General features: G+C 38.8%; 11 protein-coding genes. All 11 read right to left on the bottom strand.

The features are described from left to right. Positions 1–437 precede the first annotated feature (437 nt). A protein-coding gene (prfB, locus tag LRP84_RS06860) for a peptide chain release factor 2 (RefSeq protein ID WP_230574388.1) occupies positions 438–1539 on the bottom strand; the annotation gives its coding sequence in 2 pieces (ribosomal slippage) (positions 438–1466 and positions 1468–1539; 1101 coding nt in all). A 208-nt stretch (positions 1540–1747) separates the two neighbouring features. Then, entirely contained in the window at positions 1748–4264 is a 2517-nt protein-coding gene (gene secA, locus LRP84_RS06855) for a preprotein translocase subunit SecA (protein ID WP_230574387.1), read from the bottom strand. A gap of 388 nt (positions 4265–4652) precedes the next feature. Further along, positions 4653–5195, bottom strand: coding sequence for a ribosome hibernation-promoting factor, HPF/YfiA family (gene hpf, locus LRP84_RS06850; protein WP_230574386.1), 543 nt, complete (start codon positions 5193–5195; stop codon positions 4653–4655). Positions 5196–5557: 362 nt separating this feature from the next. Next, positions 5558–5755, bottom strand: a complete 198-nt coding sequence (gene cspD / locus LRP84_RS06845) for a cold-shock protein CspD (protein WP_230574385.1) — start codon at positions 5753–5755, stop codon at positions 5558–5560. Positions 5756–5877: 122 nt separating this feature from the next. Beyond that, the gene (locus LRP84_RS06840; protein WP_230574384.1) at positions 5878–7476 is read right to left on the bottom strand and encodes an esterase/lipase family protein; all 1599 of its coding nucleotides are present in this window, start codon (positions 7474–7476) and stop codon (positions 5878–5880) included. Between the two features lie 536 nt (positions 7477–8012). Then, on the bottom strand, positions 8013–8720 hold the full coding sequence (locus LRP84_RS06835; protein WP_230574383.1) for a ComFC family protein: 708 nt from the start codon (positions 8718–8720) through the stop codon (positions 8013–8015). Next, entirely contained in the window at positions 8720–10066 is a 1347-nt protein-coding gene (locus LRP84_RS06830; protein WP_230574382.1) for an ATP-dependent helicase ComFA, read from the bottom strand. Before LRP84_RS06830 ends, LRP84_RS06835 begins: the two co-directional genes overlap by 1 nt. A gap of 130 nt (positions 10067–10196) precedes the next feature. Further along, positions 10197–11414 carry a C40 family peptidase gene (locus LRP84_RS06825; protein WP_230574381.1) on the bottom strand — a complete coding sequence of 406 codons (1218 nt, stop codon included), beginning with the start codon at positions 11412–11414 and terminating at the stop codon, positions 10197–10199. 360 nt (positions 11415–11774) lie between these two features. After that, on the bottom strand, positions 11775–12044 hold the full coding sequence (locus LRP84_RS06820; protein ID WP_230574380.1) for a hypothetical protein: 270 nt from the start codon (positions 12042–12044) through the stop codon (positions 11775–11777). 250 nt (positions 12045–12294) lie between these two features. Next, positions 12295–12609 (bottom strand): winged helix-turn-helix transcriptional regulator, encoded by a 315-nt coding sequence (locus LRP84_RS06815; RefSeq protein ID WP_230574379.1) that lies wholly within the window; start codon positions 12607–12609, stop codon positions 12295–12297. Positions 12610–12723: 114 nt separating this feature from the next. Next, the gene (locus LRP84_RS06810; RefSeq protein ID WP_230574378.1) at positions 12724–13566 is read right to left on the bottom strand and encodes a DegV family protein; all 843 of its coding nucleotides are present in this window, start codon (positions 13564–13566) and stop codon (positions 12724–12726) included. Positions 13567–13590 lie beyond the last annotated feature (24 nt).

Below are 13590 nucleotides of genomic sequence, written 5' to 3'. Positions count from 1 at the left end.
TCAATTTTGTGAACGAATGATATGATGCAAAACAACGAATTTTCCTAGCATACAGAATACGAAAATCATCCCATTCTTCTGATCAATTACTTCCAACATTTTGTTATTTTCTACTTTTTACAAAACAATATACAAGCTTGTATGCTACAACTACATCCACCAAAAAGAGAAGTTGCCTCGCAACTTCTCTCCTCTTTCTCTCCCTCTAGACAGAAGGTATACTCCTCATCGCCTCACGCATGTGCCAACAACCTGTTGGCATTTTTTCATACTGATGGAAGTTTCACTTTATCCCGCCCTAACGGGCAATAAGACTCCCACCTCAAGATTTTAAGAAATCAAAGAAGATAGGCGAGAGATAACTGCCCATAAGAGCCCGATTGGTTCGACTAACCATCAGTGGGGAATAAGCCCCTCCCACTGATGGAAGTTTCACTTTATGAAATACGAGAACGTAAATACGCATCAATAAATGCGTCAATCTCTCCGTCCATAACCGCTTGAACATTCCCGACCTCTGTATTTGTACGGTGATCTTTTACAAGGGAGTATGGATGGAATACGTATGAACGAATTTGGCTTCCCCAGCCAATTTCTTTTTGTTCACCGCGAATTTCATCAAGCTCCGCTTGTTGTTCTTCTAATTTTTGTTGGTACAGTTTCGCTTTCAACATTTTCATTGCATGCTCACGGTTTTTAATTTGTGAACGCTCAGATTGACATGTTACCACAACATTTGTTGGAATATGTGTAATACGTACAGCTGAGTCAGTCGTATTAATATGCTGTCCACCCGCACCACTTGCACGGTACGTATCTATTTTTAAATCCTCTGTACGTATTTCAATTTCAATATCATCGTTAAACTCTGGTACAACTTCACAAGATACGAACGATGTATGACGACGGCCAGATGAATCGAATGGCGAAATACGAACAAGACGATGCACGCCTTTTTCTGCTTTTAAATAACCGTAAGCATTATGTCCTTTAATTAATAACGTAACGCTTTTAATCCCAGCTTCATCTCCAGGAAGATAATCTAACGTTTCTACTTTAAAGCCGCGTTTTTCTGCCCAGCGTGTATACATACGAAGCAGCATAGAACCCCAATCCTGTGATTCTGTTCCACCTGCACCTGGATGCAACTCTAAAATAGCATTATTCTTGTCGTGTTCTTCATTTAGTAATAATTGAAGTTCGTATTCGTTCATATCTGCAGATAAAATTTTCACTTCAGCTTCAAGCTCCGCATGTAATTCTTCATCGTATTCTTCTTTCACAAGTTCATGCGTTACTTCTAGATTTTCAAACGTTTCGTTAAGCGTATTAAACTTACCAGCCATGTCTTTTAATGCATTTGCTTCATTGATGACTGTTTGTGCACTTTTTTGATCATCCCAAAAGCTTGCACCCATCATAATTTCTTCTAATTCTGCAATTCGCTTTTCTTTTCCAGCGAGGTCAAAGAGACCCCCTAAAAGCCGCTAATCTCTTAGCCATTTTCTCTAGTTCTTGCCTAATTTCTACTAATTCCATTTTGGTCACCTCTATGTAATTACTATTACCTTCCCCATTTATCCCGCTATTTGCGGGCAGTAAGAACCCACTTCACTTTATACGAACAACAAGGCAAACTCTCTCTGCTTTTGCGAGAGAGAGTTCATCTCTTGTTATTATATGAATGTTCACGGAAATTTTCCATCCATGAGGTAAAACCTCCTGAACGAGTCGCTTCCGCTTTTCTTTATTTCCCAATTCCACAGCAGTTTTTGTATTTTTTCCCGCTGCCACATGTGCATAAATCGTTACGGCCTGTTTGCTCACCTTTTACGACTGGTTTCTTTTTTGCAACTCCAGCTCCATCTCCGTCTTTTGGATGAACCGCTTCTCCTTGCGCTACTTCTTGACGCTCTAAGTTTTGTTCGATTTCCGCTCTCATAATATAACGAGAAATCTCTTCTTCAATAGAAGCAATCATTGCTTCAAACATCGCAAAGCCTTCCATTTGATATTCACGAAGCGGATCAATTTGACCATATGCACGTAAATGAATACCTTCACGTAAGTGATCCATCGCATCGATATGATCCATCCATTTCGAGTCTACAACGCGGAATACAACTACTTTTTCGAATTCACGTATTTGTGCTTCCGGCATTTGTGCTTCCTTCTCGTCGTAACGCTCTTTCACTTTCGCAAAAATGCTATCAATCATTTCTTCTGGCGCTAAACGGCGTAATTCTTCTTCTTTCACATCACCGTCTTGTAGAAGAGTTGTATTTAAGTATTCAACAAGACCAGCAATGTTCCATTCTTCTTCTAATTCCTCTTGCGTATGAAGAGCTACAACACGTTCTACTGTAGAATGCATCATTCCTTCAATAATGCCGCGCAGATTATCTGATTCCATTACATCTTGACGCTGCTTGTAAATAACTTCACGCTGCTGACGAAGTACATCGTCGTATTGAAGAAGCTGCTTACGAGCATCGTAGTTATTACCTTCTACTCGTTTTTGTGCAGATTCAACAGCGCGAGATACCATTTTACTTTCGATTGGCTGAGAATCATCCATACCAAGACGATCCATCATCGCTTTCATATTATCAGAACCGAAGCGGCGCATCAGTTCATCTTCCATTGATAAGTAGAACTGCGTCACACCAGGATCTCCTTGACGTCCTGAACGACCGCGCAGCTGATTATCAATGCGTCGGCTTTCATGACGCTCTGTACCGATAACAGATAAACCACCGTTTTCACGTACGCCTTCTGCAAGTTTAATATCCGTACCACGTCCAGCCATGTTCGTTGCAATTGTCACTGTACCCGGATGACCTGCTTCAGTGATAATTTCTGCCTCGCGTGCATGGTTTTTCGCATTTAAGACATTATGGCGCACACCTTTTCTCGTTAACATCTTCGAAATTAACTCGGACGTTTCAATCGCTACTGTACCAACAAGAACTGGCTGCCCTTTTTTATGACGAGCAACAATATCATTTACAACCGCATTAAATTTCCCTTCCATCGTTTTGAAAATTAAATCTGCACGGTCATCACGAACAATCGGTCTATTCGTCGGAATAACAATAACTTGCATATTATAGATGTTACGGAATTCTTCTTCCTCTGTTTTCGCTGTTCCTGTCATCCCAGAAAGCTTCGCATACATACGGAAGTAGTTTTGGAATGTAATCGTCGCAAGCGTCATACTTTCATTTTGAATTTCTACGCCCTCTTTCGCCTCAATCGCTTGGTGCAATCCTTCGCTGTAACGGCGCCCTTTCATAAGACGACCTGTAAATTGGTCAACAATTACGATTTCGCCTTCTTGCACAACATAATCTGTATCACGCTGCATCACAACATGAGCACGCAACGCTTGGTTAATATGGTGAAGAAGCGCTACATGTTTTAAATCAAATAAATTTTCAATGTGGAATGATTTCTCTGCTTTGTTGATCCCTTCTTCTGTCAACATAACATTTTTCGTTTTCACATCGAATGTATATTCTTTTTCATTCGTTAATGTACGGACAAATGCATTCGCAAATAAATATAATTCCGTAGACTTTTGCGCTTGTCCAGAAATAATAAGCGGTGTACGTGCTTCATCAATTAAAATCGAGTCTACTTCATCGATGATGGCAAAATGTAATGGACGCTGTACGCGCTGTTCTTTATAAAGCACCATGTTATCACGTAAATAGTCGAATCCAAGCTCATTATTCGTACTGTACGTAATATCAGCAGCATACGCAGCTTGCTTCTCTTCTCGTGACATATGATTTAAATTGATACCGACTGTTAAGCCAAGAAACTCATGTAATTGTCCCATCTCACTTGCGTCACGCTGCGCTAAGTATTCATTCACTGTAACAACGTGAACACCTTTTCCTGTAAGGGCATTTAAATATACTGGTAATGTAGAAGTTAACGTTTTACCTTCCCCTGTCTTCATCTCAGAGATATTCCCTTCATGCAGGGCAATACCACCCATTAACTGAACAGGATATGGACGCAGGCCAAGTACACGTGTTGCCGCTTCACGTACAACTGCAAAAGCTTCTGGCAATAAATCATCCACTGTTTCACCTTTTGTTAATCGCTCTTTAAACTCTACTGTTTTTCCTTTTAATTGTTCATCTGTCAGTGGTGACATTTGAGGTGCTAATGCTTCGATCTGATCCACGGTTTTCTGCATACGTTTTACTTGACGTTCATTTACATCAAACACCTTTTTTAAAATACCGATCATGGGAATACGCTCCTCTTTTATTAAAATAAAACTTCCATCAGTGTTATTCGTTATTGCTCTTTTCACTGATTGGTCGCTATAATACTCAATCTCATTTCCTTGCTAAAAAATAGGATTCTTTTCCTTAAAAAAGGATAAACCTACTGACAATTGTAACACTTGTTTTATATCTATGACAACAATCGGCCAAACGCGTCCTCATGAAAACGCCCCCACTCATCTTCTTCGCTTTTCTCTAAATCTTAAGGCGGGGGTCTTACTGTCCACGAATAGCGGGATAACATCAATTTATTGGCGAGTTTACAATATACGACTCAAAAACGGCTATCAGAAAGTTCCCGATAACCTAAAAAAACGCAGCCATTACAGCTGCGTTTTTCTTATATTATTATTTAGTTTCAATTAAACCGTATTTTCCATCCTTACGTCCATATACAACATTTGTTTCATTTGTTTCTGAATTTGTAAAGACGAAGAAGTTATGGCCTAACATGTCCATTTGTAAAATTGCTTCTTCTACATCCATTGGTTTTAAGTCAAATCGTTTTGTACGAACAAGTTCTAATTCATCTTCAGCAACCTCTTCTTGCACAGTTGGTTGATCTGGAAGAATCAACATTGTTTTTGTAGTGCCTTTCTCGCGTAACTTACGATTTACTTTTGTTTTATGTTTACGGATTTGTCGTTCAAGTTTATCTACGACTAAATCAATAGCAGCATACATATCGCTATTTGTTTCTTCAGCGCGAAGTAAGAAATCCGGAAACGGAATTGTTACTTCCACTCGTTGCTTGTCAGAGTACACTTTTAAGTTTACCTTAATTTCTGGAAAAGCGTCGAAATAGCGCTCTAATTTACTTAGCTTTTTCTCTACATATTCCTTTAATGCTGGAGTTACTTCAATATTTTCACCACGAATATTAAATTTCATAAGATGAACTCCTCCTTTCAAGCCTATGTATAGGTTTTCGACAAAGACATCAAAAACCCTTCTTACATTTTTAAATTTTTTGACAAAATTGATATTTTTTTATCGAATTTTGTAGAAAAAGAGCTATGATCTCTTTTCTATTATTATTTTATCCTATTCATATCGTAGTTATCATATATAAGTGTGAAGAATCAGTTACAAAAATACTACAACTTTTTGACAACTCTTTGTTTATCCCGCATTAACGGGCAGTAAGACCCCCCACTGATGGAAGTTTCACTTTATGATAAAGCCTCCGTTACCTATGTAACGGAGGCTCTCCTATGTGAAACGCTGGTCTTTGAAGCTGCACCATGTTTCAATTATAACTTCACAACATTTGCTGCCTGCGGACCACGCGCACCTTCTACAATATCAAATTCAACTTTTTGTCCTTCTTCTAACGCTTTATATCCGTCATGCTGAATGGCTGAAAAATGAACAAAAACATCGTCACCGCCATCGCGCTCAATAAACCCAAAACCTTTTTCTGCATTAAACCATTTTACTTTTCCTTGCATGTTCTTTCCATTCCCTTCAATTGTAAAATAAGGGTACCTGCCCCATACTTTGAATATAACGAATGGAAAAGTACAAAGTCAAAGAAGACTTGTCGCCTTTTTATTGTACCTTTCGACATATCTTATTTCTCAATATACACAGAACGCACAATCGTCCGAGTATATGCCTTTCCCTCTTTATTCTTCCCCCTAATATCAATCGTTACGTTATACACACCTGATTTTGCGACATCTGGCAAATTCCCGGTGAATGTGACTGTATCTGTCTTTTGCAGCTTACTGGAGTGCGATACTAAATTCCCATCCCGATCTACAACGCGTACATCAAAGGAAAGATCCCCCTGCTGTAGGGAACGTTTTGTAGATTGCTTTAACTTAAATTCCGCTTTACTTTTCTTGACTTTACCCGGCATTTCTAACGTAAACGGTGCAACCTGTTTATAATTAGCTAGCATAAGATATGCATCTTTTTGTGCTTGTGACATCATCTTTAAGCGCCACTCACCTACTTCCATTTGATCAACCTGGAATGTTCGGATTGTCGCTCCGCTAAAATACACATATTCTTCTCCCGTCGCTGCTTTGCTGTTTTGATTGGTGTACACCTTGCCAGATGGAGCGATAAGCTGCATCTGTACGTCTGGAGATGCAGTCAACACAGAAATATTTCCATCTGTTACAGTATCCATCGCAAAGGTTTGTTCCACCCAACTGTTTGGTGTGAGCGGTCCTCCTAACACCGTTTGATTAGCATTAACAGCCAGATTTTTTTGTGATTCTTCAAATATATTTTCGTTTGCAATAGAGGCAAACGAAGAAGTATTGCGCAAATAAGGCTCAATCCGTGAAAATACAGCTGATCCTTTTCGAATGCTGTCATGATCCAGACTAGAATCCGTAAACAAATGCGTTCCATAAGGAAGCTTCGTGCTCCATTCATTAACTAACCCATCATTAGAACCATACCAAGAAAGATAAAGTCCGCCCATAGACAGCGCAGAGAAGGCAGGTCCCCAGCTTGTACCCGCGGCCGTATAATAACGGTTCAACTTTGCGTTTGGATTGTTATCCGTTATATTACGAAACTGCGCCATTTCCCCTGTCTGCAAAGAGTACGTGCCGTCATCCCGTTGTCCTAACAAGGAAGCGAGCCAGCCTGCCCACCAACTGTACGCCAAGTCCGCTAAGTTAGAGCCATAGTGAGGGGAAGCGAGCGTCACTACGTTTCCAACAAAGCGACTTGCACCGTAGTGAACGAGCGCTGCTTGCGTGTCAGGTCCGCCTTTGCTGTGTGCGACAATATTGACCTTCTTACCAAAATGATTATAGATTTGCTCCAGCATAGAAGCGAGCATACGCCCATTGTCCCACTCACTTGCTGAGCCCTTTCCAGCCGCATCATACAGCTGAACGAAAACGGTTTGATAACCTGCATTGTAAGCATAATTATACATATCGTTCATACCGTGATAGACCGTTTCACCGTACCAGTCCTTAGCATTTCCATTCTTACCTTGGACGAAAACGATAGGTGGTTTATTCGAATCATGCTCAGGAGTCGCTCCTAGAAACCAATCCCCGGGAGTAAACGATTCTGATGGCGGAAAAATCCCCCCAGACATTTGCATAGAACTAGCTGAAGCAGACGAAATACTAAAAGAACAAGAAATAAAAATAAAAACAGTCAATAATGCGAGAAACCGTTTGAACTTATGCAACATAACAGGCCCCCTTTTTAATTTTCAATTACCATTTTCATGCAAATATGTTATTCTTCAATCCATCCTATAATTTGTAGTTGATGGAATGATGAACATGTAATAGAAAATCTACCTTCATGTTTATCTGAATTTCCCGACTTATTAACGTATTATTTTTCTACCTACATAATCATCAATTTTCCAATTGCACTTAATGGTGATGAACGTATTCTTTCTTAATTTCTTAAAAACCTTCTAAAAAATTTACAATCCACGTTGAGAAAATGCACTTAAGATTTATCCCGCATCAACGGGCCGTAAGCCCCCACCTTAAAATTCAGAGAAAAGCGAAGAAGATAGGCGGGGGATAACTGCCCGTAAAAGCCCGATTGGTGAGAGCTTTCCATCAGTGGGGGAGGAAGAAAACCCCCACTGATGGAAGTTTCACTTTATTGTAGTTAGAGTGGCCGAAAGGATTTCGTGTGTATCCAAAAGTGAAAAAAATTCCAGAATATTTGAGCTGCACTGTATTAGCAAAGAGGACACCAAACAAGAATTCAGCGGCAAAGCGTCAATGATGAAACATTCCGTGCTCCTCGTTCATAGAAGCATTGCGCCGCTTGACGCACCGTAATCCCAGTTGTGTATACGTCATCAATTAAGAGAATATCTTTTCCGTGAAAGGATTCTTCCTCTGCAAAATAAAAGGGCCGCGGACGCTGCAATCGCTCTGTTCTTGTTTTCTTACTTTGCTTCTCTGCATCGCTTCGCATAAGTGATGTTTTCACAATTGGAATAGATAAGCATGCCGCTAACAATTCTGCTTGATTAAATCCTCGTTCATATTTACGAGACAGACTAAGGGGAATAGGAACAATGCAATCACAATGGGGAAAATACTGCCGAAAAACATTCGCAAAAGAAGAAGCAAATACTTGAACAAGAGCGGCGTCGCCGCGAAACTTAAAACGGGCTAATACTTCTTTCATCCAATCATTATATACATAGACAGATCGATTTTTTACATATACATGCTGAAAATGCGGATCTTGCTTCCAGTGTAAACAGTCCTTACAATATTCACCTTGCTTATATTCATCCGATAGATACTGAAAGGATCTTCCGCAATCTGCACAAATGTCTCCTATAATATAAGAAAATTTTTGTTCACAGTATGTGCATACGTATCCCTTTTCTTGTTCAATAAAAAAAGAAAACCAGCTCGGCAAAACAGAGATAATATCATCACAAAGAAGGCAATGCATTAGTCTACCAACCCTTCCTGCTTTGCTCGTTTGTTCATTGATTGAATTTGTTTTTTTGCCGCAACCATTGCCTCCGTCTTTCCATAATGAAAATAGATGACATCGCCATAAGGAGCATGACTACTACGCCCCGCTCGTCCTGCAATTTGAACGAGCGCACTTTCTGAAAACACATGCTCTTCTGCCCCTAACACTGCCACTTGCAAATTCGAAACGGTAACGCCTCTTTCTAAAATCGTCGTCGTCACTAATAACGGAATCTCTCCCTTTCGGAATGAAGCCACCTTTTCTTTTCGCTTCAGATCTTCCGAATGCACGCCCTCTATACGATTATCAATACATTTTAAAATAGAAACAATTTCTTCTACATAACAAACATGAGGAACAAATAAAAAAATAGGATATTGCTTTTCGAGATATACATGAAGCCACCGCAAAATAATTGAAGGTAAGGTTTTCTTTTGGATGGATTTCCGCCAATTCCCGCACCAGCGAAAAATAGGGGTAGGTAGGGGATATCGATGGTAGCGTGCAGGAATAATCACTCCTTTTTGTTTTTCATTACGAAGCTTTCGCTGCCAGTCTTTAGATGGAGTGGCTGTTAAATAAATAAACGCAGCATTTTCTTTACTAGCAGAGACGACTGCGTATTGCAGCGTTTCATCCATTGAATAAGGAAAGGCATCAATCTCATCAACAATCATGACATCAAATGCTCTGTAATAACGAAGAAGTTGATGAGTTGTCGAAATAACGAGCTGCCCCTCTTTATATAAGTCTTCACTTCCACCATATAATGCGCACACTGAAACAGATGGGAATACCTCCTGCAAACGCGGATAAAGTTCGAGGACAACATCCGTCCGCGGCGTCGCAATACAAACGCGTTCTCCTTTACTTAAGGCTTCTTGTACACCATGAAATAACATCTCTGTTTTCCCTGCACCGCATACAGCCCAGACGAAAAAGGATTCTTTTCTTTGCACTGCCCTTACAATTCCGTCTGCAGCCTTTTGTTGTCCTTCTGATAACTGACCGTTCCACTCAAGACAATTCGCTATGATTTTATTTTGTATAGGACCAATCCAGCGAACGAGCTGCGTACATTCACTCACTCTTCCCATCACGATGCACTTCCGGCAATACGCACACACCTTATTGCAGCGATAACATAGAAATGAACAAAATAATCGCTGCTCTTCATTTCCGCAGCGCTGACACATATAACGAGCGTTTTTCTTTATAACGCCTTGCTCATAACAAATATAGCCATCTCGTTCCAGTTGATAAAGTTCTTCCTCTGATACGGATACTTCCTCTAGTAATAACTGTCGGCCTTCTAGCATCCTCTCTCCCCCTTTCTATTTTCACTATAAAAAGATTGAAAGAGTTTGTAAAAAATCAAAAAAGCCGATAGCCTACTCTTAAAATAGTAAGCTATCGACTTTATACACTTATTTTAATTCATCACAAATCTTATAATCTACCGTACCCTAAGAAATGTGCTTGGTTATACGAACTATTTACGTTACCGTAAGTAACACCCGTGCTTTCATCAGCAGCATGAATCATTTGGCCATTGCCAATGTAAATTCCAACGTGAGATACACCTGGTCTATATGTACCTTGTAAGAAGATAAGATCGCCTGGCTGCGCTTCTGATGGACTAATTTTTTGTACAGAAGCCCATAAACTACTTGTAGTTTGATGACCTAAACCATATACATAAGATACAAGTCCACTGCAGTCAAAACCGCCATTTGATGGAGAAGAACTTCCCCATACGTATTTCATACCAACTAGGCTTTTTGCTTTTTCAACTACGCCACCAGTATTCTCTGGTTGTTGTTTCGGTTGCGCAGTTTGTCCACCGCCATTGCCACCACTTTGAGGAGCTTTCGCTTGCGCTTGCGCTGGAGCTGGAGCTTGTGCTGGAGCCGCTGCAGCTGCTTGTTGTTCAGATATACGTTGCAGAACTAATGCTTGTTGTTCTAAATCCTTTAATTGACCTTCTGTGCTCGTCATGCTGCTTACAACAGTTTGCATTTTTGCACTTAAATCATTTGCAGCTGTTTGTTGCTGTGCTTTTTGTGCATCTAAATCTTTCTGTGTAGCCTCAATTTTTGCTTGTGCATCTTTTAATTCTGCTTGTTTTGCTTTTACAAGATCCACATCTTTTTTCACTTTATCTTGGTCTTGTTGCTGCATTTTCATAATGTCTTGGTCAGACTGAAGAATTTGTGAAACAGAAGTTAAACGATCAAGTAAATCAGCAAAGCTTGTAGAATTTACAACTACTTCCGTTACAACATTCGTATTTGGTTTCTCTTGAAGAGCAACTAAACGCTTCTTCAATAGTTCTTCACGTTGTGCAATTTTTGTTTGTAAATCTGCAATCTCTTTATCTTTTTGGTCAATTAACTTTTGTGTTTCTTCAATTTGCTTCTTTGTTTCAGCAATTTTAGCTTCGTTTTCTTGGACAGACTTATCCATGTCTGTAATTTTCTTGTTAAGTTCATCCATTTGTTTTTGAATTCCATCACGTTCTTGTTGTTGGTTATGTAAAGTGTCATTTTGTTGTTGAATTTGTGTTTTTACGTCGTCGTTTTTTTCAGCAAAGGCATTTGGTGTTACTACTGAAAACATCATAAATCCTGCTGCTAATGCGCAAGATGCGATTTTAAATTTTTTCATTCTGTTTTACACCGCTTTCTTTTTCTTGTTTTTCCGAATTTGTCTAATAAAATTTATACCATAATTACCAATGTTTTTTAGCAATGTTACGCTTTTGTAAAAGAAATGTAATATTACGTTTGTAATATCTTGACATTTTTGTTCTAATATTGTGCCTTTTTGTAGAAAAATGGAGAATGAGGACGATACTTTTTTCTCTTTTGTCGCACGATTTTATTCACTTTATAGTTATGCGATGTATAACAAAAAAACTATCTGTGTCATCTGTTATAATAAAAAAACTCTCTCGCTATCACACAAGGGAATTTACTAATCTATTAAGCTTTTACTTCCTCTAACCAAACACCACTTTCATTGAATTTATTCTATTTGCCATTGATTTGATAATTCCCTTTTACCATCTGAATTGAAATAATACCATTTTCCACCATCATGTAACCAACTCGTCTTCTTCACACCATGTTGGCCATAGTAAGACCATATACTACCTTCTTTTATCCACCTCGTTTGTGTTATAACTTGCTCTTCTTTATTCGTATCATTTTTTAAAACTACAGTCTCCTCCGCATGAGAAGCTGCAGGAACTATGAACACCGCAAACATTAAAATTGGTAAAGTAATTTTCTTCATTTTACATATCTCCACAAGAAGGGTTATATTACACCTAAAACGCATACATAACTACCTTGTAATATTACTGTAATAATCTTTATGAAAAAGAAATATTTTCATCGTATTTTTCCTCAGTTATGAAATAAAAAAGTGCAGGAATATCTCCCTGCACTTTTTTATTCCACTACTTTTAGGTAGTAAGAGCCCGATTGGTGAGAGCTTTCCATCAGTGGAGATGAAGCCCCCCACTGATGAAAGTTTCACTTTATTAATGAACCCATTTCTCTGCCCATTTTTGTACTTCTTCCATTACACTCTCTAATGCTTTTCCTTTATCTGTCAAACCATATTCAATACGAACTGGCACTTCCGGATAAACGGCACGTACAACAATTCCTTCACTTTCTAATTCCTTTAAGCGTTCTGATAGCATACGATCGCTCATATTTGGAATAATATCAGCAATTTCTCGAAATCGTTTCGGTTCTTCTAACAGTGATTTAATAATTAATCCTGTCCACTTTTTACTAAGAAGTGTAAAAGCAGACTCGAACTTCGGACATAAACACGGATTATGTTCCATATGTTTCACCTCTTCTCTATTATAAAATAGTTTCTTATAAAAAGTAAGTAATTAAACTTATTTTGTTTGTTATATTTTTACCAAAAAAGCTCTCTACATGAAAGAGAGCTTTTTTTATTTCGTATACCACCCTAAACCAAGAGCACCTTCACCTAAGTGTGTCCCAATTACCGGTCCGAAATAACCAATTCGAATTTCTACATGCGGGTATGCTTCTTTCAATTCTTGTTGCCATTCTTTTGCTTCTTCTTCCCGATTAGCATGAATGATAACTGCTTCCATTGGCATACCTTTACTTGCTTGTTCATCAAAAATTTCAACAATACGTTTTAATGCTTTTTTACGCGTACGAATTTTTTCAAACGGAATAATAACTTTATCACGGAAATATAGTACCGGCTTCACTTGCAATAAGCTTCCAATAAATGCCTGAGCACTATTTAAACGACCGCCGCGCTGTAAATGATGTAAATCGTCTACAACAAAGTACCCATCTATTGTTTTCTTCATTTCATCAAAACGAGCAATAATCTCTTCTGGACTTTTCCCTTCACTCGCCATTTTTACGCCTTCACGTACATAAAATCCTTGTACTTCACAACTAATTTCGGAGTCGTATGTATATACCTTTACTCCGTCTACCATTTGACCAGCTGTCGTCGCAGTCTGGTATGTACCACTAATACCGCTAGAAAGATGAACGCTAATTACTGCATCATATTCTTTCCCTAGCTCTTCAAATAACTCAATAAACTTTCCGATAGCTGGTTGAGATGTCTTCGGCAGCTCTTCCTGTTCACGAACTTTCACATAAAAATCTTCAGCTGTAATCTCAACTTCTTCTTGATAAGACTCATTTTCAAAAATAACATTCAATGGGATTATATGTATATTTAATTCTTCACGAACATGTTTTGGTAAATATGCCGTACTATCAGTTACAATAGCTGTTTTCATTTTTGTACCTGCCTTATGAACAAA

The organism is Bacillus rhizoplanae (assembly GCF_917563915.1).
Taxonomy (GTDB): Bacteria; Bacillota; Bacilli; order Bacillales; family Bacillaceae_G; genus Bacillus_A; species Bacillus_A rhizoplanae.
This window is presented reverse-complemented; position numbering and strand designations above follow the sequence as displayed.